This is a genomic window from Allochromatium palmeri (assembly GCF_009720725.1).
Lineage (GTDB): Bacteria > Pseudomonadota > Gammaproteobacteria > Chromatiales > Chromatiaceae > Thermochromatium > Thermochromatium palmeri.
Genome location: NZ_WNKT01000011.1, coordinates 1 through 26193 on the forward strand (window position 1 = coordinate 1; position 26193 = coordinate 26193).

Consider the following 26193-nt stretch of genomic DNA (forward strand, 5'->3'; position numbering starts at 1 on the left):
TCTTCGCGAAACCTGCGCCTCGCCAAGACCGACTATTCTACAGACTCCCTTCCGACTGTCAACTCCTTTTTTTCAGCCCCCGGGGCGCTTCAAGTCCGCTTTCCCCGGATGGCCTCCGCGTTCGCTTCGGCCTCCTCATCCCCCGTTCCTTGGGAAGCCGCGCATTTTAACTACCTCCAAATCCCTGTCAACCCACGGGGCGAAAAAATTTTGCTCCACACCGAAATATCAAACCTGATCCAAGCCGAGTCAGGCCCTTGTCGCATCATTGGCTACAGAACTCAAAGTCCATCTCAGGTGTTGGCGGCTGCACATAAGGCCCTTGGATCAAATCGACGCCCGCGCCAAAGAGCCGCGCGATGGTGGCCGGCCCGTCGACTCCAGTGGCCACGACTCTGGCTCCGTATCCTTTGACGGACTTGATCAACTTGCTGATCGAATGGGCATCCGGACCATGGATGACGGAACGGCTGACTCGAACATAGGTCATGGGCAAGGCAGTCAGGACTCGCCGACTGCGTTCGCTGAGGTCAAGGCCGTTCAAGCACAGCCGGATACCGAGCTTGGCCAGCTCGCGTGAACGCTGTATGGCGAGTTCGAGATGCTGATCCGCCTCGTTGATTTCAAACTGGATCACGGGACGCAGGCGGATCAGGTCGCGCGCATTGATTTGATCGCGCAGCCAGTCGGTCCAGGCGTCGTCATCCAGGCCCGCCAGTGCTTGATGGATAAAAAGCTGTACGGGCCGGTTGTGGTGCAGACGTGTCACCAGTACCTCCAAGCCCGCCAGCAATAGCCAGCGGTTGAGTCGAGCCGCTAGGCCGGCTTGGATCGCGAGCGGGACGAACTCAGCGGGCGGCAGCAATTCGCCGTCGCCAATTCGCGCGCGTGGTGTCATCTCATAGCGCTCACCCTTCAGGTCGGTCAGCGTGAACATGGGTTCGAAGAGCACCTGCATCCACTCGGACTCGATGGCCTCCAGAATGGCGTGGTCGCGACGCGCTGACTCAGCCCCGGGGTCGAATTCCGGACGGCGCTCAGTCGCGGCTCCAGCATTGTGCTGCAATGATAAGCGTGCGGTCTTGCCGGCTCGCGACAACAGTGTCACCGCATCCTGACAGGCACCCGTCAGCGGATACCAGCCACCACCCACCGAGACGGCCGGACCTGTGGATGCCAGTGCCTGATTGACGCGATAGAGCAGATCCTGGGCGAATTGAATGATCGACTCATGATTGACGCGCCAGACCAGGATAGCCACCGACCGATCGGCGATGCGGGCAGCCAGATCGTCGGGATGGAGGCGCGCCGCAACCTCAGCGGCCAACACTTCCAGTGCCGCATCGTCACCACTGAGTTCCAGCGCGACGATAGCCCGCTGGCCGCTCAAATCCCCTTGTCCAGAGGCGCCATCGGCAGCCAACTTGGCCGAGTACGCCTGACCGATGAGCCAGTCGAGACGCTTGAGAAAGGGTTCGCGCGTGACCAAGCGGGTCAGCGGATCGATTGCGTCCGGCGCATACAGGCGGCGCTGCCGATCGCGTACCCGTTGCAACCGATCGCGTACCGAGGCCACCAGCTGGCTAGGCGCGACTGGCTTGGAGAGAAAATCGTCGCCACCGATCCGCAGCGCCCTCAATTGAAGATCAGGGTCCAGCTCACTGGATAGAAAGATGACCGGCAGGTCGGCGAAGCGTTCGTGTCCACGCAGGATGCCGGTCAGCTCGATCCCGGAGGCACCCGGCATGTGCAGATCCATGAGCACCAGGTCCGGGTCGAAGCGCTCCAGGGCATCCATGACACGCAATGGATCATTCACGCATTCGGTCGTGATCCCCGCCCCCTGTAGTACGCGCGAGGCAAAGAGCGCCGCGACCGGCTGATCGTCGATCACGAGGACACGATCAGATTCCTGGCGCCGTGCCCCGAGCAATCGGGCCAAACGATCAGCCAGCTCATCGATCATTGCGGGCTGGAGCAGGCAGAGTTCAGCGCCAGCGCGCATGGCAGCAAGTCGCAGGCGGATGTCTTCGCATGGGATGAGTACGACCAGACGGGGTTGCGTCGAGTCATTCACCCGCAGACGACCGATCGACTCAGCGACCGCTTCCGGGGGTGTGTCCGAGGCCAGCGACAGCACCAGAAGATCAGGCGTTCTGACGTGGAGAGCGGCGAGCGCGCGCTGGAGATCCGAGCAGGTTTCGAGTCGAACACCGCGCGCGGCCAAGGCTAAGCATAAGGGATCGGCCTGCTCGGGATCCTGCAACAGCAGGAGCACCCGTCCGGCGGTGGAATGATCGGACATCTTGACACCTCATCGAACACGAAAAGCTCAATAGTGGCCAAGAATATCAATAAACGGGGCTTGGTTTTAAGGTTTGAGTCGTGTGTCGGAAATGGTGCCGTCAAGACAGGACGCGCATGGCGATCAGCAACACCAGAGCGGCCATGATTCCGGCCAGGATGTCGTCGAGCATGATGCCGAGTCCACCCTCGACCTGCTCGTCGATGACCCGGATCGGCCAGGGTTTCCAGATATCGAAGAGCCGGAAGGCCAGGAAGCCGGCGAGAACCCAGGCCCAGCCATAGGATTCAGTCAACAGCGCCGATGGCACGACCAGCATGGTAATGAAGAAACCGACGAACTCGTCCCAGACGATGGCCGAGGGATCCTTGGTGCCCAACTCGCGGGCCGTCAGGTCGCAGGCCCAGAGTCCGATGGCGGTAAACAGCACGACTAGCCCCAGATAATAGGGCCAGGCAAGTGGACTCATAAGAAGGTAGAACGGAATCGCCGCCAGCGTCCCAAAGGTTCCAGGTGCCTTTGGCGCAAGTCCGGAGCCGAAACCAAAAGCGATCCAGTGATGGAGCTTGCGGCGGTCGAAGCCCGTGGTGCGAGTCGTGTTGGAATCCGTGATTTTGGGCATCTGGCAGCTCCTAGTCGGCGCCGTCATTGGCGGCTGGAAAATGATCATAGCCCCGCGCGGGCATCCGCAGTTGTCCGCCATCAGGTCGACGGACGTCGAGTCCAGCGTCAGAGCGAATCCAACCGACTTGGGTCAGCGTTAAGCCAAGTGTTTCGCTCAGTCGCTCGACGACTGGGATGTGCGCGGGCGGGACACAGAAGCACAGTTCATAGTCGTCGCCCGAGGCGAGCGGCAGCGACCAATCATCCGTCGCGGCCACAACCTCGGCGACCCAGGACGTCAGCGGCAAACGCTCCAGCTCCAGTTCGGCACCGACAGCAGAGGCCGCGAGAATATGCCCGAGATCACCCGCCAGGCCATCTGAGAGATCGATCATCGCCGAGGCGATTCCGCGCAGATGCCGGCCAAGCGCGACCCGTGGCTCGGGGCATTCGAGACGGTGCCAGAGTTCGGGTGCGACCGGCTCACCGGCCAGCTTCCGGCGCAGCGCCAGACCCGCGTCGCCGAGTGTGCCGCTGACGAAGATCGCCTCACCCGGACGCGCTCCCGAACGCCGGATCGCCGCGCCCGTCGGCACCAGACCATGGACCTGCACCGCCACGCTCAGCGGGCCGCGCGTGGTGTCGCCGCCGACCAGACGCATCCCGTGCGCGCTCGCCAGTCGTCCGAAGCCAGTCGCAAAGGCGCGGATCCAGTTCTCATCGGACTCGGGCAGGGTCAGGGCCAGGGTCGCCCAGGCCGGCTCGGCTCCCATAGCAGCCAGATCACTGAGTCCCACCGCCAGTGATTTATGCCCGATGTGCTCAGGATCACAGTCGGCGAAAAAGTGCACGCCGGACGCGAGCGTGTCGATGCTCACCGCCAGCGTCTGTCCAGCCGGAATTTCCAGCAGGGCGCAGTCGTCGCCCACGCCAAGCACGACGTCCGAACGCTCGGGGCCGAGCGCGGCAAAATAGCGGCCGATCAGATCGAACTCAGACACGCTGGCCGGCTCAGAGCTTGCGGTCCATGTCGCCGGCCTTGCGACGGGCGATCTTGTCGAGCACGCCGTTGACGTATTTGTGCCCCTCGTGCGCACCGAGCAGCTTGGTCAGCTCGACAGCCTCGTTGATGGCGACCCGGTCGGGGATGTTGTCCGAGAACAGGATCTCGTAGGCGCCGAGCCGCAAGATCGCCAGCTCCACCGGATCGACCTGGCTGATCGGACGGTCGAGGAAGCGGTCGAGCTGGGTGTCGATCGCCTCGATATGCGCCGGCACGCCACTCAGTAGCTCATCGAGCAGCTCGACGTTGAAGTTGAAACGCGCCTCAGCCGCCAGCTCATCGTCGTCGCTCACGCCATTGAGCGAGGCGGCGACGGCGTCGAGCCATTTTGGATCGTCGAGCAGATGGCGCTTGATCGCCATGGGATCGTCGCCGGTCAGACGCCATTGATAGAGCGCGAGCGCGGCATAGCGACGCGACTGACTGCGCGGACTGATCGGGCGTGGATTGGTTGCAGGTTTGGTCATATCAGTCGATCTGTCTCAGCAGATTCACCATCTCCAGCGCAGACATGGCGGCCTCAGCCCCTTTGTTGCCGGCCTTGGTGCCGGCACGCTCGATGGCCTGCTCGATGGTATCGACGGTCAGCACGCCGAAGGCGACCGGCAGACCATGCTTGAGGCTGACCTGGGCCATGCCTTTGACGCACTCGCCGGCGACGTAGTCGAAATGCGGCGTGCCGCCGCGGATGACGGCGCCAAGCGCGATGATGGCATCATAGCCACCCTGGGTGGCAAGACGCTCGATGGCCACCGGCATCTCAAAAGCGCCGGGGACGCGCACGATGGTCAGATCGGACTCACTGGCACCATGACGCAGCAGCGCATCGATCGCGCCCTTCTCCAGACTTTCGACCACGAAGCTGTTCCAGCGCGCTACCACCAGACAGAAGCGGGCATTGTCGGCGCGCAGGGCGCCTTCGATCGTTGTGATGCTCATCAGGTCTCTTTACTCAGGTATGACTGTTGAATCCGGGGCTTCGGTCGCACGCAGGCTACACGGATCGCCCGCCGGTATATTCCACGACTTCCAGGTCGAACCCGGAGATGGCGTGCATTGCCTTGGGCGCGCTCATGACTCGCATCTTGCGCACCCCGAGATCGGCCAGAATCTGGGCGCCGATACCATAGGTGCGCAGCTCACCGCGATCCTGACGCACGGGCACCGGATCGTCGCTGTCGTGGAGCTGAAAATCTTTGAGACGGCACAGCAGGTCAGCGGAATGGTCGCGATTGCGCAGCACCACGATCACGCCCGCCCCCACCTCGGCCACCTGGCGCATCACATCCTGCAAGGGCCAGCCGCAGGCATTGTGCGTGGTGCCAAAGAGATCGCAGAGCGTATTTTGTAAGTGCACGCGCACCAGGGTCGGTCGCTCAGGATCGATCTCACCGAGCGTCAGCGCCAGATGGATCTCATCGTCGATGGTGTCGCGATAGGCGACCAGATTGAAGGTCGCATGGACCGTCGGCAGCTCACAGGTGCACTCGCGGATCACGGCCGTTTCATTGCGCATCCGGTAGTGGATCAAATCAGCGATGGTGCCGATCTTGATGCCGTGCGTCTTGGCAAAGACCTCCAGATCCGGACGGCGCGCCATGGTGCCGTCCTCGTTGAGGATCTCGACGATCACCGCCGCCGGTGTCAGTCCGGCCAGCCGCGCCAGATCACAACCGGCCTCGGTATGCCCGGCTCGCACCAGCACCCCGCCCGGCTGAGCCATGAGCGGAAAGATATGTCCCGGCTGGACCACGTCCTTGGGACCGGCTTCCGGTGCGGCGGCGGCACGGATGGTGGTGGCGCGATCGGCGGCCGAGATGCCGGTGGTCACGCCGCGCGCGGCCTCGATGGAGACGGTGAAAGCCGTCGAGTGGGCCGCTTGATTGTCGCTGACCATGAGCGGCAGACGCAGACGCTCGCAGCGCTCTTTGGTCAGGGTCAGACAGATGAGACCGCGCCCGTACTTGGCCATGAAGTTCACAGCCTCGGGCGTGACACAATCGGCGGCCATCAGCAGGTCACCCTCGTTCTCGCGGTCCTCGTCGTCCATGATGATGACCATCTTGCCCGCCCGCAGGTCGTCGATGATGTCCTCGGTCGTGTTCAGGCCGGTACTGCTCATAAGCGTTGATCTATCTTCGGTTATCGGTGTGCCTGAGCCGGCGGTCGCGTCACTTGACGAAGCCATGCTCAGCCAGAAATTGGAGTGTAAGGCCAGGGGCCTGTGGATTGGCCGCCTGATCGCCGAGCAGCAGACGCTCCAGATAGCGGGCGATCAGGTCGACTTCCAGGTTGACCCGCGTGCCGGGACGATAGTCGCCGATGAGGGTTTCCTGGATGGTATGGGGCACGATGTTGAGTTCGAACACCGCGCCCTCCACCCGGTTGACGGTCAGACTGGTTCCGTCGACGCAGATCGAACCCTTGTGGGCGATATAGCGCGCCACCTCATCGGGGGCCTGGATCCGCAGGCGCCAGGAACGTGCGTCCTCGTGACGCTCCAGCAGGGTACCGACCCCATCGACATGCCCGCTGACCAGATGCCCGCCGAGCGGTGTCGACAGGGTCAGGGCCTTTTCGAGATTGACCCGCGAGCCGGGCTTGAGATCGCCGAGCGTGGTCAGGGTCAGGGTCTCGCGTGAGACGTCAGCCGCAAAGCCGTGCTCGGTCAGCGCAACGGCCGTGAGACAGACGCCATTGACTGCAATGCTGTCGCCGAGGACGACGCCGTCGAGCGGCAGTTTGCCGGTCTCGATCATTAGACGCGCATCGCCGCTGCGCGGCTCCAGACGCTGAATCAGACCGACTGATTGGATGATGCCTGTGAACATAAAGACTCTCGGTATTCGACCCCGCCGTGCCCGGCGTTAGGACTTCGATGGGGAGTTCGACGCAGACTCGCCCCGCATCAGGCATTTATGGATATGCAGTTTGAGCGTCGGCGGCAGAAAGGGCTTGGCGACATAGCTCGTGACGCCGGCCTGAATCGCATCGCTGACCTGCTGCGCACTCTGCTCGGCCGTGACCATGAGCACCGGCAGAGTCTGGAGCCTCGGATCGGCACGCACCGCCATCAGCACTTCCAGTCCGGTCATGCCGGGCATGTTCCAATCGCAGATCAACAGATCGATGGGGAATCGCGCTAAGTGATCCAGTGCATTTTGACCACTGTTCGCCTCGGCGATCTGCTCGATCCCCATCTCCCGCACCACGGCGGCAATCAGCTTGCGCATCGCAAACATATCGTCGACGATCAGCACGCGCGTCGAGGCGCGCTGGCGAAAATGACGCTGGAGCGCATTCGCGGCTTGATTGGGCGATTTGAGGTTTTTGGCCACAGCGCAACAACGGGTCGAAGCTATAAATCAGGACGCGCCCGGATCCGCAGGTCACGGCCAATGCGCCGCACATCCAGGATCTCCAGTGCTACACGATCGGCCATGGTGTCGATGCCGGGCAGATCGAACAACCCTTTGGCCGCCTGCCCCATGAGACAGGGTGCCTGATAGAGCAGAATCTCGTCGACCAGACCGGCGTGCACCACCGCGCCAGACAGCGTTGAACCGGCCTCAAGGAGCACCTCATTGACCTCGCGCCGCGCCAGTTCCGCCATGAATGCCACCAGATCCACCCGACCGGCGCGCTCAGGCAGCTGAATCAACTCAGCGCCAGCCGCTTCGAGCGCAGCCGCAGCGGCATTTTTAGGGCCGATTCCGGCGATCAGCGTGCGCCCCGGAAGACTGAGCAGGCGCGCCTGGGGTGGCGTGCGCCAATAACTGTCGACCACGATCCGCCAGGGTTGGCGCACCGGGTCGTCCGGGTCCAGGCCCGGCAGTTCGGCGGCGGTCAGACGCACATTCAGGCTCGGATCGTCGCCGAGCACCGTGCCCAGCCCCGTGACGATCGCCGAGCTGGCCGCGCGCCAACGCTGGACGTCGTGTCGCGCCGCTTCAGCGGTGATCCACTGGCTCTCGCCTGTCGCCAGCGCGGTACGACCATCGAGGCTGGCGGCCAGCTTGCAGCGTACATAGGGCCGTCCCTGTTCATGGCGCTTGATAAAGCCTGGATTGAGCGTCCGCGCCTCGGACTCCAGACAACCGACCTCGACCGCGATCCCGGCTTGACGCAGTCGCTCAATGCCGCGACCGGCAACGCGCGGATTGGGGTCGACCATGGCACAGAGGACGCGCGCCACACCAGCGGCGATCAGCGCTTCGGCACAGGGCGGCGTGCGGCCCTGATGCGCGCATGGCTCCAGAGTCACATAGACGGTCGCTCCGCGCGCGCGTTCGCCTGCCGCCGCCAGCGCTAGCGGCTCGGCGTGCGGTTCGCCGGCGCGACGATGCCAGCCCTCGCCGACGACCTGGCCGTCGCGCACCAGGACACAGCCGACACGCGGGTTGGGGTCCGTGGTATAGCGTCCAAGCGCGGCCAACTGGATGGCGCGAGCCATGTGGACGTGATCGTGTCCATCACCGGCAGCGACTGAGGGCGGTATCGACATCAGTCATCCGGCTCCAGATCTTCGAGCAGGTCGAGCTGCTGACGACGGGCCTCGGGCGGGTGGCGCTCCAGTCGTTCGATCTCCTCGCGAAAGGCGGCGACGTCCTCGAAGTGCCGATAGACCGAGGCAAAGCGCACATAGGCGACCTGATCGAGCTGGCGTAACTCGTCCATGACCAGCTCGCCGACCCGCAGCGCCGGGATCTCGCTTTCACCGCTCGACATGAGACTGCGCTGAATACGCGCAACCGCTTTATCGACGTGCTCAGTGCTCACAGAGCGCTTTTCGAGCGCGCGCATCATGCCGGCGCGCAGCTTGTGTGCATCGAAGGGCACACGGCTGCCATCGCGCTTGACAATGCGCGGCAGATTCAGCTCGACGGTCTCATAGGTCGTGAAGCGCTCGCCGCAGAGCTCACACTTGCGCCGCCGGCGCACCTGATCGCCCTCGCCGGCGAGCCGTGAATCGACGACCTTGGTGTCCTGCGCACCGCAGAAAGGACAGCGCATGGGTCAGCATCCAGCCGTCGACGTCCAGCGTCCGGCTGGGTCAACGGCACACGATGGCGCTTGCAACGAACTTGATGTCATACACGCATCCAGCGAGATCGCAGTAGCGATGGAACAATGGCTTGAGGTCAGTGGCTGTAGACCGGGAAACGCCGACACAGATCCAGCACCTTGGTCTTGACGGATTCGATGACCGACTGTTCGCCACGCGCGTCAATCAGATCGCACATCCAGCCGGCCAGCTCACGCGCTTCTTCGGTGCCGAAGCCACGGGTGGTGATGGCCGGGGTGCCGATGCGAATGCCGCTGGTGACAAAGGGCGATTGCGGATCGTTGGGGACGGCATTTTTATTGACCGTGATGTTGGCCGCGCCCAGCCAGGCATCGACATCCTTACCGGTCAGACCCTGATGGATGAAGCTGACCAGAAACAGATGATCGTCGGTGCCACCGGAGACGACATCGTAGCCACGGGCAATGAAGACCTCGGCCATGGCGCGGGCGTTGGCGATCACCTGGGCCTGATAGGTCTTGAAGCTCGGTTCCAAGGCTTCCTTGAAGGCCACGGCCTTGGCCGCGATCACATGCATCAGCGGACCGCCCTGGGTGCCAGGAAAGACCAGCGAGTTGAACTTCTTTTCAAGCTCGGGGTTGGATTTGGCCAGGATCAGGCCACCGCGCGGGCCGCGCAGCGTCTTGTGTGTGGTCGTGGTGGTGACATCGGCAATTTGAACCGGACTTGGATAGAGTCCAGCCGCGATCAGACCAGCCACATGCGCCATGTCAACCATCAGATAGGCCCCGACGCTGTCGGCGATGTCGCGGAAACGCTGCCAGTCGACGACGCGCGAATAGGCCGAAAAACCGGCGACGATCATCCGCGGCTTGTGCTCATGGGCCAGACGCTCGACCTCAGCGTAATCGATCTCGCCGGTCTCAGGGTCGAGTCCGTACTGAACCGCGTTATAGATCTTGCCCGAAAAGTTCGGCTTGGCGCCGTGGGTCAGGTGTCCGCCGTGCGCCAGACTCATGCCGAGCACGGTGTCGCCCGGCGCACACAGGGCCATGTAGACGGCGGCGTTGGCCTGTGAACCCGAATGCGGCTGAACATTGGCATAATCAGCGCCGAACAGTTGCTTGGCGCGGTCGATGGCCAGTTGCTCGGCGACATCGACGTGCTCACAGCCGCCGTAGTAGCGCTTGCCTGGATAGCCCTCGGCATATTTGTTGGTCAGCACGCTGCCCTGCGCCTGCATCACGCGCGGGCTGGTATAGTTCTCCGAGGCGATGAGTTCGACATGTTCTTCCTGTCGACGCTCCTCATCCTGGATGGCGGCCCAGAGTTCCGGGTCGTAGTCGCTGATCTGTTGTGTCTTCTCGAACATGGTCTTTCGCCTCGGGCGCCGAAAAGCAGTGTAGTGTATCGAGTTTTGACGATGACGTCGCGATTTGCTTTGTAAACCAGCGACCCGTTAATGTTCCTCAGAATCGTCTTTAAGCTGAATGGCGTTTCAAAACATCTTCAGGGAGTCTCGCATGGCAAACACGATTGGATATGCGCGTAACCGGCTTTTCGCCGTACTGGGGTTCGGCCTCCTCACCGGATGCTCGGGCATGCAACCCACGCCGATGATGCCGACCTATCCCGCTCAGATCGGCGGTCCGAGCGGCGTCTCGATGGAGTCCGACAGCCTGTGCCGCCAACAAGCCTATCAGGCCGCTGAAAAGGTCAAGCAGGACAATGTCAACAAAGAGGTCGCCTTCACGGCCATTGGCACCATCGCCGGCGCCGTGATCGGCAATCAGATCCAGTCGCCCGGTCGTTACGGACCACCGCGCGGGCCAAGAGGACCGGGTGGTCCGGGCGGCCCCGGTCGCCCTCGGACCAATGACATGGCCGGTGCTGGCGCGCTCGCGGGTGCGGCCACAGGCGCGGCGCTCAGTCAGGGCACGCTGCAAAATACTCAGCAGGTCTACGACATCTATTACAACAACTGTATCGAGCGCTATCGCAACTATCGCTAGCACGCGGATAAACACGCATCGCCTGAATGGCGCGTAATGTCCAGCCACCAGCGTTGGGCGTCACGCGCCTCCAGCCTTCATCGAAGATGGCGATCCTGGATCGCCGCGCCAACCCCAGGAGACGCTCCTCGCGCCATGGATACCTTCGAGTCTTATCAAACCCAGCTCGCCGATCCCGACAGCCAGTTCATCGAGGTCAACGGCTTCCGGCTCCACTACAAGCGCCGGGGATCGGGCCAGACCCTGATTCTGTTGCTGCATGGCAGTTTTCTGAGTCTCAAGTCCTGGTCGGGTGTCATGGCGCCGCTGGCCGAACAGGCGACGGTGGTGGCCTTCGACCGGCCGGTGTGCGGATTGACGTCGCGTCCACTGCCTAGCGGCAAGGAGTCAGGCGCCTCGCTCTACAGCGCTGCGGCACAGGGTGAACTGATCGCCGCCCTGATCGTGGCACTGGGCTTCGAGCGCGCCATCCTGATCGGCAGCTCGACCGGCGGCACGATCGCGCTCATGACGGCGTTGAGCCATCCCGAGCGTGTTCAGGGCTTGATCCTGGTCGATGCCATGGTCTACAGCGGCTATGCCACCAGTGAAGTTCCAGGTCCGGTGCTGGCGATGATGCGCACTCTGAAACCGGCCTTCACAGGACTCATGGGCGTCATGATCGACCGGCTCTACGCGAAGGCGATCCGCAAGTTTTGGTATGTTCAGGAGCGTTTGAGCGAGGCGAGCCTCGCTGAGTTCAAGCGTGATTTCATGCTTGGTCCCTGGGATAAGGCGTTCATGGAACTCTTTCTCGCCACCCGGCGGCTGAACCTGGATGCCCGTCTCGACGCGCTGGACGTGCCGACGCTGGTTGTGACCGGCGAGCACGACCGGGCGGTCAAGCCAGAGGAAAGCGAGCGTCTGGCCCAGGCCATTGCCGGTGCCGAGTTCAGGGTCATCGCCGACGCCGGTCATCTGCCCCAGGAGGAGCGACCCGAGGCGTTCATCGCCGCCATCGAAGATTTCCTAGCACGAATTGTTTAGTGATCAGTCGTCTGATCAGGACATCGCCCCAGGTTCCCGGCAAGGTAGTCGAGCTGAATGGAGTGCGTGTCCTCCCGGTCGATCTGCGTCCGGGCAACCGCCTGCGCCAACGCTTTCTGGAGCGCTATCTCGGTCAGGACGAGGACAAATACATCGGCTATTGGACGGTACGCCGCTATGTCGGCAGTCGATCAGACCGATCTGAAAGCCGGGTTGAACGTCAACGTCTTGAACCAGTCGCCGTGAACACGCTTGGTCCAATGGCGACCCGCACCGCTCAGGCGATACTCAGATACTGGACGACCCGCTGCAGATCGTCTGGTGTATCCACGCCCGGACCGGGTGCCTCGGCGGCTAATCCGACATGGATGGGCGCACCGTGCCAGAGCGCGCGCAGTTGTTCGAGCGATTCGGCAATCTCCAGCGGCGCAGGCGCCAGCCTGACAAAACGGGCAAGAAAGGCCGCGCGGTAGGCATAGAGTCCGATGTGACGCAAAAAATCGACTGATTTGGGCAGACGGGCCTTGCTGCCGCGGAATTCGTCGCGATGCCAGGGGATGGGCGCGCGCGAAAAGTAGAGCGCGAAGCCCGCTGAGCTGATGACGACCTTGACCACATGCGGATCGAAGAGCATGGCGCTGTCGTCGATCGGATGGGCGAGCGTGGCCAGGCCGACCTCCTTGCGCGCGGCGAGATTGGCGGCGACCTGATCGATGAGCGCGGGCGGCATACAGGGTTCGTCGCCCTGGAGATTGACGATGATGCTGTCATCGTTCCAGCCGCGCCGCTCGATGACCTCGGCGACCCGGTCCGAGCCGCTGTGATGGCTGGCCGCCGTCAGCTCGGCGTCGATGCCGAGTCTGGCGCAGACATCAAGGATGCGCTGATCGTCGGTCGCAACCACCACCTCGCTGGCGCCGCTGGCCTGGGCGCGTTCGACGACGCGCTGGATCATGGGTTTACCGCCGATGTCGAGCAGCGGCTTGCCCGGCAGTCGGGTCGAGCCGTAACGGGCCGGGATGACGACTTTGAACTCTTTGTCCATTCAGCGACTCACTCTGAGTTGATCGAGCATTCTGCGAAGACGCGACTCAAAATCCGGGTCCAGAACTGCCTCGACCGGCAGCCACCAGTGATCGGCCTCAGCGAAGGCCGTGCACTTGACGGCGTCCTTCTCGGTCATGATGACCGGTAGACCGCGCCAGCATTCGCCGTCCTCTGGACGATAGCGATAATGATCGGGATAGGGCCAGCGTTCGACCACCAGTCCCACTGACTCCAGTTGTCTGAAAAACGGTTCTGGATCACCGATGCCGGCGACCGCGCGCACCGGTTGGCCGCTCAGATCCGCCAGCGGGCGTTGTTGGGTCGGATTGCGTAAATTGACCAGCGCGCCCGGACGCAACTGCATCCGCTGCCCCAGCCCCTGCCCCGTGCCGCCCTTATAGAGCACCAGATCCACGCTGTTCAGGCGTGCCGGCGGTTCACGCAATGGACCGGCCGGCAGACAAAACCCGTTGCCGAAACCACGCACCCCGTCGATCAGGACGATTTCGAGATCGCGCGCCAGCCGATAGTGCTGGAGACCATCGTCGCTGACCAGGATGTCACAGCCGCTCAGTTCGATCGCCAGGCGTCCGGCGGCGATCCGATCCGGCCCGGCAACCACGACGCACCCCGAGCGACGAGCCAGCAGCACCGGCTCATCACCGACCCGGTCGGGATCGGACTCAGGCCTGACCTGTTGCGGCCAGTGTTCGGCGCGTCCGCCATAGCCGCGGGTGATGATCGCCGGATTCCAGCCCTGGGTGCGCAACAACGCGACCAGATGCAAGACTAAAGGTGTCTTGCCGGTTCCGCCGACCGTGAGATTGCCGACCAGCACCACCGGCACTGGCAGTCGCTCACTGGCTCGCCAGCCCTTCAGATAGGCCAGGCGCCGGACACGAACGATGGCACCGTAGAGCCAGGACAGCGGCCGCAAGAGCCACGTGAGCGGATGGCGGCTGTCGTGGCCATACCAGATGTCTGTTGGATTCAGCCGCATTCTCGCCATGAAGGCGTTGCCCTCAGACCTCCGTGACCAACACGCGCCCCATCCCCGGCGCCAGATCGAACTCGAAGGGCGTGGGCAAAAACTCCATCGCCCATTCCAGCGAAACGTCGCGCAACTGTCCGGGCGCGCGGATGTGCTGATAGAGGTTCTCGATCCTTAGATACTGGCGATTCCAGGGATCCTTGTTGAGCGCGAGCAGCGCCTCACCCTGCCCCTTGGGATGCGACTTGTGCAGCAGCAGGATCGCTGGATTCGAACAGTCGAGACGCTTGATCGGCCCCTCGCTCTGGAACACCGGATAGTCGTCTTTGATCTGGTTGATCTGGGCGATCTCGTGGGTGAGATCGACATTGATCCCTTCCCATTGATCCGGCTGGGTGTTGACCACGTCGAGCCGGCTGGTGAAACCGTATTCGAAGCCGATCGGGATCATGACCCCGGTCGAGAACAGCGCGGCAAACAGATAGCGCTGACGCATGGCATTGGGATTCTGGCCCGACTCCAGAAACAGCCGCTCGGTGTCGTGGCTCTCGGGGAAGCTGATCGAGGGCACCATCTGCCGGGTCAGGTCGTACTGCTCCAGCAACCAGTCACCCTCGAAATCCCACCACTTGGAGCTGTTGAAGATCGCGTCGAAACCGGCGCCCGCCGTGGCGCGCGTCTGCTCGGGAGAACAGCCGAGCGTCTCCGCGACAAAGACCGTCTCTGGATGGGCCTTGCGCGCGCGGGTGATCAGGCGTTTCCAGAGGTCGGTCGGGAGCTGATAGGCGGCATCGCAGCGAAAGCCCTTGACGCCGAGATCGGCCAGATGGGCGATGACGCGATGCAGGAAGTTCTCCAATCCTTTGCGATCAGATGAATGCTCGTGATCGAATTGCGCCAGGTCATACCAGACGACCTTGGTGCCATCGGTTTCAAGACAGAATGGATTGGCGATCCGTCCGCCCTCGCGTACGAACCACTCGGGATGTTCCTTGACCAGCGGCGCATCGACGGCACAGTGGTTGATGACCAGATCGATCATCACCGACAGCCCCAGCCGCTCGGCCTCGGCGATCATGGCGCGCACCTGGGCATCGGCGTCGAGCTTGGAGCGCCGGTCGACGAAATCCGGATTGATGGCGAAATAGTCGGCAACCGAGTAGAGACTGCCCGAGCGCCCGGTCGTCTGGATCGGGTTCATGAACACCCAGTCGAAGCCCATGGCCGCCGCCCGCTCCAGATGCGGTCCCCAGTCCCCGAAACGGCCTGCAAGCCGCGGAAATATATTATAAATTTTCATTAAGCGTCGCGGATGTAATCGTAGATATTGAGATAGTCCTGACCGGGCTGGTTCCATGAGTAATCGCAGCGCATGGCGTTCTTCATCAGCTCGCGGAAGTGCTCGGGGAAGGCGTTGTAGCAGTCGATGGCGCGCCCGAGCGCCGATTCCAGTCCGGCATTGTCGTAGTCGTTGAAGACATAGCCGTTGCGCTCGTGCAGTGCGCGGTTGGAGTGGTCCTTGTCGAACACGGTATCGGCCAGCCCGCCGACGGCACGCACCACCGGGATGGTGCCGTAACGCAGTGCGATGAGCTGAGTCAGGCCACAGGGTTCGAAGCGGCTGGGCACCAGCATCATGTCGGCTCCGGCATAGATCAGATGCGACAGATCCTCGTCGAACCCGATCTCCAGATGGCAGTCCGGGCTGTCGTTGAGCATGCGCTTGAGCCCCCAGAAATCAGCGTTGATCCGATCATCGGGGCTTGACCCCAGCAGCACGAACTGGGCGCCGCGCTCTAGGGTGTTGAAGATGGCGTGACGTACCAGATCCAGACCCTTCTGCGGATCGAGCCGACCGATGAAGGCAACGATGGCCTTCTCGTTGTCGGCCAGCATCAGACGCTGACGCAGTGCACGCTTGTTGTCGTACTTGCGATCCAGACTATCGATGCCGTACTGGACCGGGATGTGCTGGTCGACCTCGGGGTTCCAGATGTCGTAGTCGATGCCGTTGACCACGCCGCCGTACTTGATGTGATGGGTGTGCAACACCGGCTCCAGACCGAAGCCCTGCCCCTGGTCTTTGGTCTCGAAGGCATAGCGCGGTGAGACGGTGGTGATGAAGTTGGAATAGACGATGCTGCCCTTGAGCAGATTGAGTGCGTTGGGATAGCGAGGGTCGCCGAGCCGGGTGTGCGAGAAGAAATGCTCGGGCCGGTGCAGACCCGTGGCGCTCAGCAGCTCGGGGCCGGTGACGCCCTGATGGGCGAAGTTGTGAATGGTGGTGCAGATGCGCGGATGGGTCATGCCGAGCGCCTGATACTGTTCAAACAGATGCACAGGCACCAGCGCGGTCTGCCAGTCGTGACAGTGGATGATGTCGGGATGCTTGCCGGCTTTCCAGAGAAACTCGATCGCCGCGCGCGAGAAGAAGGCGTAGCGCATCACATCGTCGCGGAAGCCGTAGATGCTGTGACGCCCGAAAAAGTTGTCCGGCGAGTGCGGTTCGATGAAGAAGCACTTGCGCCCGTGCACGAAGCCGAAGAAGACCGTGCAGTGAATGGCCCCTTCGTACCAGGGCACCCACAGATCCTTGTAGACCTCGTGCAGCTCGAAGATCTGGTCGTAGCGCATCGAGGCGTACTTGGGCAGGATGATCTCGACATGGTTGCCGCGAATGGCCAGCTCGCGGGTCAAACCGAAGACCACGTCCGCCAGTCCGCCGACCTTGGCCACGGTCGCCAGCTCAGGCGTGATGTGGACGATGTAGAGACTCGGACGCCAGACAGGTGGCGCGGCCGGCTCCCACTGCGGCTCGGGGGCGTGCCAGGGTTGCTCGTGTTCAGCGGGCGCTTCAGGCTCAGCGGTCGACCCGACCCCGGAGGTCGAATCGAGCGTGGGCGCATGCCCGAACTCCGAAAAGGGCCGTGGTTCGGGCTTAATGGTGTGTTCGGACGTGGGCGTCGAATCGACTGGCGGCGTGACGGCGTCATCGACAACGGGCGGTTGAGTCGGTTCAGGATCCGGCTCAGGCGCTGCTTTCTTGGGGTCGGACACCGTGGATATCTTGCGAGCGGTAGTCTTTTTGATGACCGGCGTGTAGGTGGCGCCGGGTTGCGGCTGAACGGCGCGGGAGACTGCGTCAGTCGTGGCGGGTTCAGGCGCCTGCATATTCTTGGGTGTCTTCTTGCCCGGCGTCTTGGTCTTGGCGGTGCTCGAAGTATTCGACTCTTGGGTGCCAGTGGTCTTCTTGGCCATGCGCTCGATTCCTACGGCTTGGTCGGGTCATGGATTGACACGAATCTGGATCGGCCCATTTTGCCACGAAGGGCCGTCCAGGATCGCGAGATTGTGGGATCGCGGGACGCTGGGCCGATCCGCGCCTCAGGCTCGCTGGCCGCGCGTATTGAAGGCGACGTTCCAGCGCTCGTCGCCGCCATCAACCGGGATGGCGGTCAACTCCAGCGTGCCGACCTCGGTCACCGAGGCCTGGAGCTGGACTGCGACCACCTCGCCCTTTTTACGGTCCTCGGCGTTGAGCGTGGTCTGGATCTCGTCGAGTTCGGCGAGTTCGTCCGCGTGCCAGTCTTCGAGCAACTCGCCGACCTGATCCTCACGGCGCACGCTGGAGCCGAAGAAACGGAAGCGCACCGGCTCGCCGACGACCAAGCCGAACTCCTGCGGCGGGGCAACCGGCTCGGAGCCTTCCTCCAGACCAAAGGGCACCAGACACAGCGCCTGGATCTCAGGCTCCAGGCCGGGGATGGCCGGCATGGCGCTCTCGACCCCGACATAATAGGTGTGCGAGGTGCCGCCCCGGATGCGCACTCCGCCATGGCGGCGCGCATGGGCATAGAAGGCCGCGCCCCGGGCGACTGCCAGATCCAGATCACGCGCCTCCAGCCGGCGCGCGGGCGGTGCCTCCTCAGCGGCGAGCCAACCGTTGAGCACCTCCATCACCCGCTCCTGCAACAGCCCGGCCTTGAAGACGCCGCCGTTGAAGAGCACCGCTGTCGGGCGCAGGAAGCTAGCGTGTGCCGGTTGAGCGACGAAGCCGGCCAGATCCTGAGTTGCGCCGGCCTGGCGCCCGAGGAAGGCGGCCAGATGGCGGGTGATGGCTGGATCCTGGGCATAGGGCAGACCGACCTTGGTCAGGGCGCCGCGCGAACGGGTCGCCGGACGGCTGCTCGACTCGACCGCCGGGAAGAAGCCCTCAATCAGACTGGCACGCACTTCGTCACGGGTCAGCTCGGTGCGGATGCTGCCGCCGATCAGCCGCGAGCCTCGACTCGGCACCACGACCGGCACGCGCTCCAGCTCGGCATCGGCCAGCAGCACCTCCTTGGCCTGACGACAGGCATGGGTCAGTGCCTGCAACTGCCAGCGATCAAGCTCGACCCCGCTGGTGGCGAGCTTGTGACGCAGACCATAGGCGAGCGCCAGATCCATGTTGTCGCCGCCAAGCAAAATATGCTCACCGACCGCAACCCGGTTGAGTTCGAGCGCGCCCTCGTGCTCAGTCACGGCGATCAGCGAGAGATCCGTGGTGCCGCCGCCGACGTCGACCACCAGGATGATGTCACCGACCTGGACCTGCTGGCGCCATTCACCCTGGCTGTCGTTGACCCAGCTATAGAGCGCCGCCTGCGGCTCTTCCAGCAGCACCAGATGCTTGATGCCGATCGCCTTGGCCGCCTCGGCGGTCAGCTCGCGCGCGGCCGGATCGAAGGAGGCCGGCACTGTGACCGTGACTTCGAGCCGGTCGAGCGGCTCATAGGGATGCGCGCCGTTCCAAGCGTTGCGCAGATGAGCCAGATAATGAATGGCCGCATCGAAGGGCGAGATCTGTGGAATTTCATCCGGCACGCCAGGCGGCAGGATCGGCGCCTGACGGTCGATGTCGGGATGACAGAGCCAGCTCTTGGCACTGGAGACCAGTCGGATCGGGGTCATCACGCCCTGATTGCGCGCCAGCTCGCCGACGATCCGGGTCGGATCGGACTGCCAGGGCAGGCCCAAATCGCTGGGTCGGAACTCATCGGCGTGCGGCAGATAGAGAAAGGACGGCAACAGCGGGCGCGACTCGACCGCGCCGGGCGAGACGATCTGCGGGATCGGCAGCATGTCCTGGACGATGCGCTCGCCCTCGCTGCGCTCTGAATCGACCCAGGACAGGGCACAATGGGTGGTGCCCAGATCGATGCCGATGGCGTAACGCGAAGCACTCACAGCTCCACCTCCGCCGCCGCGATGATGCGCGGATCATGGCCGCTGGTGAGCTTGGGCAGGCGGGTGTCGGTCACGCGCCAGCCGCGATGGGCGAGCGTCCCGCTGAAGGGCGGATCGCCGACGACATGGCCGGTGGGGCGAATGGCCGCGGCATCGAATCCAGGCGCCAGGGTCACACGGCTGCCCTCTGGCTCGTCGCGCACCGGCGCGAGGCTCAGATAGTCGCGGAGCACCTTACGGCAGCCCTGATGCACTACGCGCGCCCCGCGTCCGATCTCCTCGTCCGAATAGCCCTGGATCTCCTCTTGCAGGAAATCGACCAGGCGTCCTTCCTTTTGCAGCAATCCGAGCAGCAGCAGGGCCGAATCCGGGGCGGCTTCACCAAGTGGCACGGTGGCGGGCACGGCTGGATGCGCCGCTGGGTGGACCGGGGTCGCGCTGGCGAGCGCCGCGACCGAACGCGCGAACTCAGGATCTTTCAGCGCACGACGCAGACTGCCAAAGGCGATGGAGACCCGTCGAATAAAAGACGGCGCCGATGAAGACATGGAAGGTTCCTCGATACAGATAGAACAGATAGAGATGAGCAGAATTCACAGAATTCGATCAGGATGCGCACCATCACGCGATGGGCAGACGCCGCCAGCCCAGAGACGCATGGCTCAACGCTTCGCCCATGCCGGCGCGCCATTCGGCCAGCACCAGACGCTGGACCGCTCGCCCATCGAGCGCATGCACATGATCGGCCGGGCGATGGGTATGGCCATGGATGAGCCGTGTTGCGCCATGACGCCGGAGTGTGTCGACGACGGTCTGTTGGTTGACATCCATGATGGTCGCGGTCTTGGCTGAATTGGCCTCGGCGCTGCGGCGGCGGTAGTCGGCGGCGATGGCGCGACGGCTGGCAAGCGATTTCCACAGAAAGAGCCGCTTGACCAGCGGATTGCGCACCCGGCGCCGGAAACGCTGATAGGCCAGATCGTCGGTACAGAGCCGGTCGCCGTGCATCAACAGGGTCGGCTCGCCGTCGATCAGGATCCGGCACGGATCGGGCAGGAGTCGGCAGCCCGTCTCGCGCAGAAAGGCGCGCCCGATGAGAAAGTCGCGGTTGCCGTGCAGCAGGGCGCACTCGGTGCCCGAGGCGGTCAGCTCGCGCAGTGCTGCTCGCACCGCCCGATGCATGGCTGTCTCGTCATCATCACCGATCCAGGCATCGAAGAGATCGCCCAGGATATAGAGCCGCCGTGCCGCGCGCGCCCGTCCGGCAAGAAATCGCAGAAAACAGTCCAGCGTCGCCGGTTGGTCGGGCGCGAGATGCAAATCGGAGATGAATAACGACTCACCATCGTCACCCGTTGGCGTGGCTTGTAAAGCCGAGGGTGCGACCTGGACGCTGAGACGATCCGCCAATCAGTCCTCCGGCAGATCCAGCCAGCCTTGCAGCGCCGTGATCAGGCTCTGAGCCTGGGCGCGGCTCGAAATGTTGAACTTGGATTGCTGACGATACTCGCCGTTGCGCTTCTGATAGCGCCGGATGGTATAGCGGTCCGGGCTATAGGTCTCCTTGGCGCGATCCCAGTCGCGATAGTGGAAGATAATGGTGGTCCAGCTCCCCTTCGACAGGACGACCTTGTCGAGTTCCTTGACGGTTTCGATTCCGTCCTCGACATAGGTGACGGTCAGGTCTTCGATCTTTTCGGCCATGCGGCATTACTCGTATGTTCAGTGTGTGTTGGCTGAAAGCGCTCCGAGGCGTTGCAGCCGCTCGACGATTTGGGTGCGGTCGTCGCGTCGTCCGCCGGCGTGCTCCAGGGCGACATCCAGCGGCTGCCGGCCTTGCGCGTCGGGTTGATTGACATCGACACCCAGCAGAATCAGCCGTGCAACCGTCTCCAGATGTCCGCGCTTGATCGCCAGCGTGAGCGCGGTGTCGCCGTCGGGGCCGATCCGGTTCAGCCCGGCCCCCTGGCGCAGTAGCAACTCGAAGCTGTCGCGATCCGAGATCCCGGCATCCGCCAGCTCCAGGAGCAAGGCGTTTGGCTCCAGCGGCACGCCATGCGCGATGATGTCTTTGGCCACCTGCGTCTTGCCCGTCAGCAGGGCCACCTGCAAGGGAGTCGCGCCCGCCGCATCGCGCACGGATGGATCGGCCCCGGCCTCCAGCAAGGCGCGTGTGACATTGACGCTACCCTGGCGTGCGGCCACATGCAGCGGATAATCGCCCTGTGCATTCGGCTGATCGAGGTCCGTGTCCCAATAGACGTGACGCTTGACCTGATCCAGGTCGCCGATACCAACGGCCCGATGGAGATTCACAGTCGGTCGCGCCGGCTCGCTACAGGCGACGAGCAGGAACACCGACAGACAGAGCGACACGAGCATGGGACGGAACATGACGGCGAACAACGCGGCTGATCCAATCGATGCCTGGGATCTTAAACCGCGTCTAGCGTGAAAACCACCTGGGGATGCGTGCGCGTATCAACGCTCAAAGAACAGAGTGCGGAATCCAGCGCGATTCTGCATCCGATAGACCGTGAAATCCGAGTCCAGGCCAGCGACGCGCGTATGACACGACTGTAGCGGCTCCAAAAGCGCGTGTCGATCATCCATCGCAGACGGTCAGCCATTCTGCGGTTGTGCGATCACCAGCCGTCCGGCTAGAGTTGGCACATGATCGGAAAGCTACTGCTCACACTAGCCGTTTTACTCGGCGCCTATGGCGTACTGCGGGCGCGTTGGCGGGCCAATCGTGCCGGGCCTGGCTTGGAGCGGCGGGAATCGCCGGATGTGTCCTGGCAGACGATGCGTCTTGCCGCTTCGCTGCTGATCGCCATCATGGCGGTGGGCAGCGCGCTCTATCTTGCCCAGCGCTGGCTGGAGGATCAGGAGGTGGTACAGGTCCAGGTCATCAATGCCAATACTGGCCGGATCACGTCCTATGAGTCCAGACGCGGTTCAGTCGAGGGGCGGCGGTTTCGGACACTCGACGGACGCGAGATCCGGCTCGCCGATGTGGAGCGGATGATCCTCCTTCCCGATGAGCCGGAACTCGATCCGAGTCGTGAGCCGTCGCGATAGGCCGTCGCATCGCAGCCCGCGACTCAGTAGATCGCCCCGCCCGCCTGGGCATAGTCTCGCAAAATCTGCGCCGACTCGGCGCGCAACAGATCCCTCGTCACCTCGATGCCGCGCTGGACATAACCGGCGATCCAGTCAGCCGGCTTGTGCCCTTCGTCGAAGCCGATTGCACGCACGTCACTATCGCGCGCGCCGATGACCACGCGGTCGATTCCGGCCCAGGGAATGGCGCCCATGCACATGGCGCACGGCTCAGCACTGCTGAAAAGCACACAGCCCCCTGGAACGGCCTGACGCAGATCGAAGTGTCCGCGCCGCTGCTGGGCAACACCGATGGCGACCATCTCGGCGTGCGCGATCGAGCAGCACGAGGCGATCACCTGATTCACGCCGGCGGCGACCAGTCGACCGCTCCGGCGCTCGAAGATGGCCGCCGAGAAGGGACCGCCGCCAGTGCCGGCGCGGATGTTGGCGCGCGCCAGATCCAGGACCATCGCCATGCGTCCAGTGTCGTCGAGACCGCTGGTCTCGTGCGCGGCGAGTACATCGTCGATCCACGCCGGAAGCTCGATCCGAATCGCGTTTTGCTGTTCCATTTTTCGACCTCCATCGATGACTGTGTCAGCACCAGCCGAGGACCAGGCGTCCTCCAGCGCGTCTTGTATCCGAGCATTTCAGTTCCATGTTAAGGGCGTATCCGTTCGCGCGGTCGGGCATCGGGCTTGGTTCGGTTAAGAGTTTCATGAATCCGCCCGACGGCTGGTCGCGTGTTTTCAACCTAGGCGTTTGAATCTGGAGGCTGTGATGCGCGATTCGATTCTCTCCATTGCTCTGACTGGGGCGCTCGCTCTGAGTGCCTCGCCGGTCCTGGCCGGCTGGACGCTTGATCCCGAACACTCGGCGGTGACCTATGTCACCATCAAGTCCAAAGATATCGCCGAGAACAATCATTTCCAGGAGATGCGCGGTAGCATCGACGACACCGGTCAGGCGTCCGTGACCCTGATGCTCGACAGTGTCGAAACCCTGGTGCCGATTCGCAACGAACGGATGCGCGAGATCCTGTTCGACACCGCCGATTATAAGGACGCCGAACTCAAGGCCAAGATCGACCCGAAGATCCTGGAAACCCTGGCCATCGGCCAGATGACCCGTGTCGCCGCCGAGGGTCATCTCAGCCTGCATGGCGAAATCCAGCCGCTGACCCTGTCGATGATGGTCGGTCGGCTCGACGCCAACACCCTGATGGTGGCGAGCACCGAGCCGCTGCTGATCGATGCCTCCAAGTTCGGCTTGAGCGACAGCGTCGAAAAACTGCGTGAAATTGCTGGATTGCCGAGCATCAGCGAGGCCGTGCCCGTGGTGTTCGTCGTCACCTTCACCCAGACCCCGGCCGCGAACGACTGACCCCTCCCCGCCGCGCGCGGCTGGACTTCAGAGCGCGCGCTCGACCCGATTACGCCCCGCCTGCTTGGCGCGATAGAGTGCCTGGTCGGCGCGGGTCAGCAGTTCGCTCGGATCGGCGATCATCTCCGGCCAACTGGCGATGCCGGTCGAGAGCGTGATCGAACCGAGTGTCGTCCCTTCATGCTGGAGGTCGAGTGCCGCCACGCGCGTGCGCAGTGTCTCCGCGCGCTGGTGTCCGTCCTCAGCCGGCGCGCCTGGTAGCACGATCACGAACTCCTCCCCGCCATAGCGGCAGATGATATCGGTATGCCGAAAGACCTCGGTCAGATGCTCGGCAACGGTCTTGATCACGGTATCGCCGGCCTCGTGTCCGTAGGTGTCGTTGAAGTGCTTGAAATGGTCGATGTCGCAGATCAGAACCGACAGCGGTCGATTATGGCGCTGTGCGAGATCGATTTCCCGCGCCAGTGCGTCGTCGAGAAAACGGCGGTTCTTGAGTCCGGTGAGTCCGTCTTCGTAGGACAACTGGCTCAGGGTTTCGTGGAGACTGATCGTCGACAGCGTCAAATTGATCCGTTCGACACCGCGCTCGATCAGCCGCCGCCAAGTCAGGCGGTGATCGGCTGGCGTGTCATCCGGACAGTGCAGCCACAGGCATCCCAGGATGTGTTCACCCTGACGAGGATCCTGATAGCCGATCTCGAAACACCACTGACCCAGCTCGGACGGGGCCTCGCGTCTATCGAGCGCCTGACTGGACACGATCCGTTCGGATGGAACAGCCGGCGGCGGATCGCCCCAATGTGCTTTGAGCTGGTAGACACCCTCGGTCGTGCTGAATTGATAGAAGGCACCGCCCAGTGGCCGGCACAACCTGGGCAGCGCCTCGCCCAGGATCGGGCCGCTCTCGCGCAGTGAACGCCGATCCTGCAAGGCCGAGATCAGATCCTCGATCTCGATGCGCTTGCGGTTTTCCAGCGTGAGAAAACGCGCGCGCTCGGTCTCGCGCGTGGCCAGCGCCTCCAGCTCGGCGGTGCGTTGGCACACGCGCTCTTCCAGCACCCGGTTCATGGCCTTGAGCGCATCCTGCGTCCGGCTGTAGTGACGCAGACTGATGGTGACGATGGCCATCGAGAAGACCAGTGTCCCCCAGGCGACTGGAATCTGATACCAGGGCAGCAGACTGTGCGCCACCGCCATGTCGAGCAGCAAAAGCAGGCTGAAGATGGCATAGGCGCTCAGGATGGCACGCTGGTCGCTGTTGGCTCGTCGCCAGAAACGCAACACCGGCGTCCAGAGCAGCGCCAGAGTCAGGGCGAAGAGGGCGTCGAACACCGGATAGGTGCTGGCCAGCGAGACGACACCCGCGGCTGACAACCCGATGGCGCCAACCAGATAGAGCAGATGGAAGCGCCAGATCAGTTTGAACAAACGCGAACAGGCCGGACGCAACCAGTCTTCCAGCAGCAGGGCCATGGCAACCGGGATCAGGAAGTAGCCGCCGGCGCCCAGATAGTCCCAGACGAGCGCCCGGTCGATCAGCAGCAGGTTGATCTGACTCCCGCTGAGCACCATGCCGCCGGAGGCTAGCGCGAACAGTGCGATGGCGCCGAAGCGGCGCGGCTCGTAGCGCAGCAGGGCGAACACCAGCGCCAGCAGCGCGATCAGGAGACTGAAACCGCTGGTGATCAGGCGCTCGATCGAGTTGCCCAGGATGTAGCGCAGCAGCTCCAGGCGCTCCATCAGCTTGACCTCGCCCCAGAGGCCGATGTCCATGTAATTGGAGAAGATCCGGAAATAGATCGGTTTGCCGGCACTGTCCTCGGGCAAGGCGATCATGTGCCAGGGCCAGCCCTCGAAATGGCCCTTGCCGTGCGCGTCGAACTGACCGTAATCGTAGATCTTGTGTCCATCGACATAGACCTCGACGATGAGATCGACGCTGAAGATATAGAGCACCGGATCGCGCCAGTGTCCGTCCGGCAGGACCGTTCGAAACCAGACGTTCTCGCGTCCATCGCGTCCGGGTGGGTTGGAGGGAAAGCCGATAGCGTGCCACGCGTCGGCGCTCTGCTCGGGTGTTTCGAGCGTCCAGACCGGGACGCCCGCCGCCGTGAAGGGTGAATCGCCCCAGCGGTACTCCCAGCCGGAGTCCAGATCGATCGCCGACACGGGGCCAGCGGCGAGACCGAGCCAGAACAGCACGATGCATGCAAGAGTGTTGAGGATTCGCCGGGGCATCGTCCGTTCGTTGATCCGCAAGCGGGTGAGCCGAGCGCAAACAGCATCGCGATGAAGACGCCAATCGCCGACCACAGGCCAGCCATGTGGCAATCCAGGTAGAGGCGGGTCACCTATGGCTGTGGCTTGTCAGTATACCCACTGCACCGGCGTGACGAATGT

General features: G+C 63.2%; 26 protein-coding genes. 4 read left to right on the top strand and 22 right to left on the bottom strand.

All coding sequences use genetic code 11. From position 1 onward, the window contains the following. Positions 1-265: 265 nt before the first annotated feature. From GJ668_RS07125 to glyA, 11 genes are all read right to left on the bottom strand, one after another. Positions 266-2305, bottom strand: coding sequence for an EAL domain-containing response regulator (locus GJ668_RS07125; protein ID WP_155449464.1), 2040 nt, complete (start codon positions 2303-2305; stop codon positions 266-268). A 100-nt stretch (positions 2306-2405) separates the two neighbouring features. Further along, a complete protein-coding gene (locus GJ668_RS07130; protein ID WP_155449465.1) occupies positions 2406-2927 on the bottom strand; it encodes a phosphatidylglycerophosphatase A family protein in 522 nt (173 codons plus the stop codon). 10 nt (positions 2928-2937) lie between these two features. Next, complete coding sequence (thiL, locus tag GJ668_RS07135) at positions 2938-3909, bottom strand: thiamine-phosphate kinase (RefSeq protein WP_186342943.1); 972 nt, start codon at positions 3907-3909, stop codon at positions 2938-2940. A gap of 10 nt (positions 3910-3919) precedes the next feature. After that, complete coding sequence (gene nusB / locus GJ668_RS07140; protein ID WP_155449466.1) at positions 3920-4438, bottom strand: transcription antitermination factor NusB; 519 nt, start codon at positions 4436-4438, stop codon at positions 3920-3922. Position 4439: 1 nt separating this feature from the next. Further along, positions 4440-4910: a 6,7-dimethyl-8-ribityllumazine synthase gene (ribH, locus tag GJ668_RS07145; protein ID WP_155449467.1), complete on the bottom strand. Its 471-nt coding sequence runs from the start codon at positions 4908-4910 to the stop codon at positions 4440-4442. Positions 4911-4965: 55 nt separating this feature from the next. After that, positions 4966-6093 (bottom strand): bifunctional 3,4-dihydroxy-2-butanone-4-phosphate synthase/GTP cyclohydrolase II, encoded by a 1128-nt coding sequence (ribBA, locus tag GJ668_RS07150; RefSeq protein ID WP_155449468.1) that lies wholly within the window; start codon positions 6091-6093, stop codon positions 4966-4968. Between the two features lie 49 nt (positions 6094-6142). Next, positions 6143-6802 (bottom strand): riboflavin synthase, encoded by a 660-nt coding sequence (locus tag GJ668_RS07155; RefSeq protein ID WP_155449469.1) that lies wholly within the window; start codon positions 6800-6802, stop codon positions 6143-6145. Positions 6803-6838: 36 nt separating this feature from the next. Further along, on the bottom strand, positions 6839-7309 hold the full coding sequence (locus tag GJ668_RS07160) for a response regulator (protein ID WP_425482478.1): 471 nt from the start codon (positions 7307-7309) through the stop codon (positions 6839-6841). 20 nt (positions 7310-7329) lie between these two features. Continuing rightward, positions 7330-8424 (bottom strand): bifunctional diaminohydroxyphosphoribosylaminopyrimidine deaminase/5-amino-6-(5-phosphoribosylamino)uracil reductase RibD, encoded by a 1095-nt coding sequence (ribD, locus tag GJ668_RS07165; protein WP_155449551.1) that lies wholly within the window; start codon positions 8422-8424, stop codon positions 7330-7332. A 50-nt stretch (positions 8425-8474) separates the two neighbouring features. Further along, entirely contained in the window at positions 8475-8984 is a 510-nt protein-coding gene (gene nrdR, locus GJ668_RS07170) for a transcriptional regulator NrdR (protein WP_155449470.1), read from the bottom strand. Between the two features lie 128 nt (positions 8985-9112). Further along, positions 9113-10369, bottom strand: a complete 1257-nt coding sequence (gene glyA / locus GJ668_RS07175) for a serine hydroxymethyltransferase (protein WP_155449471.1) — start codon at positions 10367-10369, stop codon at positions 9113-9115. A gap of 151 nt (positions 10370-10520) precedes the next feature. Here glyA and GJ668_RS07180 point away from each other — a divergent pair, with 151 nt between their 5' ends. Together GJ668_RS07180 and GJ668_RS07185 are read left to right on the top strand one after the other, a co-directional pair. After that, entirely contained in the window at positions 10521-11009 is a 489-nt protein-coding gene (locus tag GJ668_RS07180) for a YMGG-like glycine zipper-containing protein (RefSeq protein ID WP_186342944.1), read from the top strand. Positions 11010-11144: 135 nt separating this feature from the next. Next, positions 11145-12035 carry an alpha/beta fold hydrolase gene (locus GJ668_RS07185; protein WP_155449473.1) on the top strand — a complete coding sequence of 297 codons (891 nt, stop codon included), beginning with the start codon at positions 11145-11147 and terminating at the stop codon, positions 12033-12035. 277 nt (positions 12036-12312) lie between these two features. Here the strand turns inward: GJ668_RS07185 and kdsB are convergent, their stop codons facing one another. From kdsB to GJ668_RS07230, 9 genes are all read right to left on the bottom strand, one after another. Beyond that, entirely contained in the window at positions 12313-13080 is a 768-nt protein-coding gene (gene kdsB / locus GJ668_RS07190; RefSeq protein WP_155449474.1) for a 3-deoxy-manno-octulosonate cytidylyltransferase, read from the bottom strand. Further along, positions 13081-14082, bottom strand: a complete 1002-nt coding sequence (gene lpxK, locus GJ668_RS07195) for a tetraacyldisaccharide 4'-kinase (protein WP_155449552.1) — start codon at positions 14080-14082, stop codon at positions 13081-13083. It abuts the gene before it with no gap. Positions 14083-14104: 22 nt separating this feature from the next. After that, complete coding sequence (locus GJ668_RS07200) at positions 14105-15373, bottom strand: alpha-amylase family glycosyl hydrolase (protein ID WP_155449475.1); 1269 nt, start codon at positions 15371-15373, stop codon at positions 14105-14107. Continuing rightward, positions 15373-17331 carry a glycogen synthase gene (gene glgA / locus GJ668_RS07205; protein ID WP_155449476.1) on the bottom strand — a complete coding sequence of 653 codons (1959 nt, stop codon included), beginning with the start codon at positions 17329-17331 and terminating at the stop codon, positions 15373-15375. The genes GJ668_RS07200 and glgA overlap by 1 nt, the downstream gene beginning before the upstream one ends. Before the next feature lie 126 nt (positions 17332-17457). Continuing rightward, positions 17458-19302, bottom strand: a complete 1845-nt coding sequence (locus GJ668_RS07210; protein ID WP_186342945.1) for an Hsp70 family protein — start codon at positions 19300-19302, stop codon at positions 17458-17460. Next, entirely contained in the window at positions 19299-19850 is a 552-nt protein-coding gene (locus tag GJ668_RS07215; RefSeq protein ID WP_155449477.1) for a DUF2760 domain-containing protein, read from the bottom strand. The genes GJ668_RS07210 and GJ668_RS07215 overlap by 4 nt, the downstream gene beginning before the upstream one ends. Positions 19851-19923: 73 nt before the next feature. Beyond that, the gene (locus GJ668_RS07220) at positions 19924-20712 is read right to left on the bottom strand and encodes a UDP-2,3-diacylglucosamine diphosphatase (protein ID WP_155449478.1); all 789 of its coding nucleotides are present in this window, start codon (positions 20710-20712) and stop codon (positions 19924-19926) included. Then, complete coding sequence (locus GJ668_RS07225; RefSeq protein WP_155449479.1) at positions 20713-21006, bottom strand: hypothetical protein; 294 nt, start codon at positions 21004-21006, stop codon at positions 20713-20715. Between the two features lie 18 nt (positions 21007-21024). Then, positions 21025-21708 (bottom strand): ankyrin repeat domain-containing protein, encoded by a 684-nt coding sequence (locus GJ668_RS07230; RefSeq protein ID WP_246194675.1) that lies wholly within the window; start codon positions 21706-21708, stop codon positions 21025-21027. A gap of 267 nt (positions 21709-21975) precedes the next feature. Between GJ668_RS07230 and GJ668_RS07235 the strand changes: the two genes are divergently transcribed. Beyond that, positions 21976-22383, top strand: a complete 408-nt coding sequence (locus tag GJ668_RS07235) for a hypothetical protein (protein WP_155449480.1) — start codon at positions 21976-21978, stop codon at positions 22381-22383. 23 nt (positions 22384-22406) lie between these two features. Here the strand turns inward: GJ668_RS07235 and GJ668_RS07240 are convergent, their stop codons facing one another. Next, positions 22407-22979, bottom strand: a complete 573-nt coding sequence (locus GJ668_RS07240) for a nucleoside deaminase (RefSeq protein WP_155449481.1) — start codon at positions 22977-22979, stop codon at positions 22407-22409. Between the two features lie 208 nt (positions 22980-23187). On the opposite strand from GJ668_RS07240, the gene GJ668_RS07245 reads away from it, so the two are divergent. Next, complete coding sequence (locus tag GJ668_RS07245; protein WP_155449482.1) at positions 23188-23790, top strand: YceI family protein; 603 nt, start codon at positions 23188-23190, stop codon at positions 23788-23790. A gap of 27 nt (positions 23791-23817) precedes the next feature. On the opposite strand, the gene GJ668_RS21215 is transcribed toward GJ668_RS07245, so the two are convergent. Then, a complete protein-coding gene (locus GJ668_RS21215) occupies positions 23818-24990 on the bottom strand; it encodes a sensor domain-containing diguanylate cyclase (protein ID WP_425482479.1) in 1173 nt (390 codons plus the stop codon). Positions 24991-26193: the final 1203 nt, after the last annotated feature.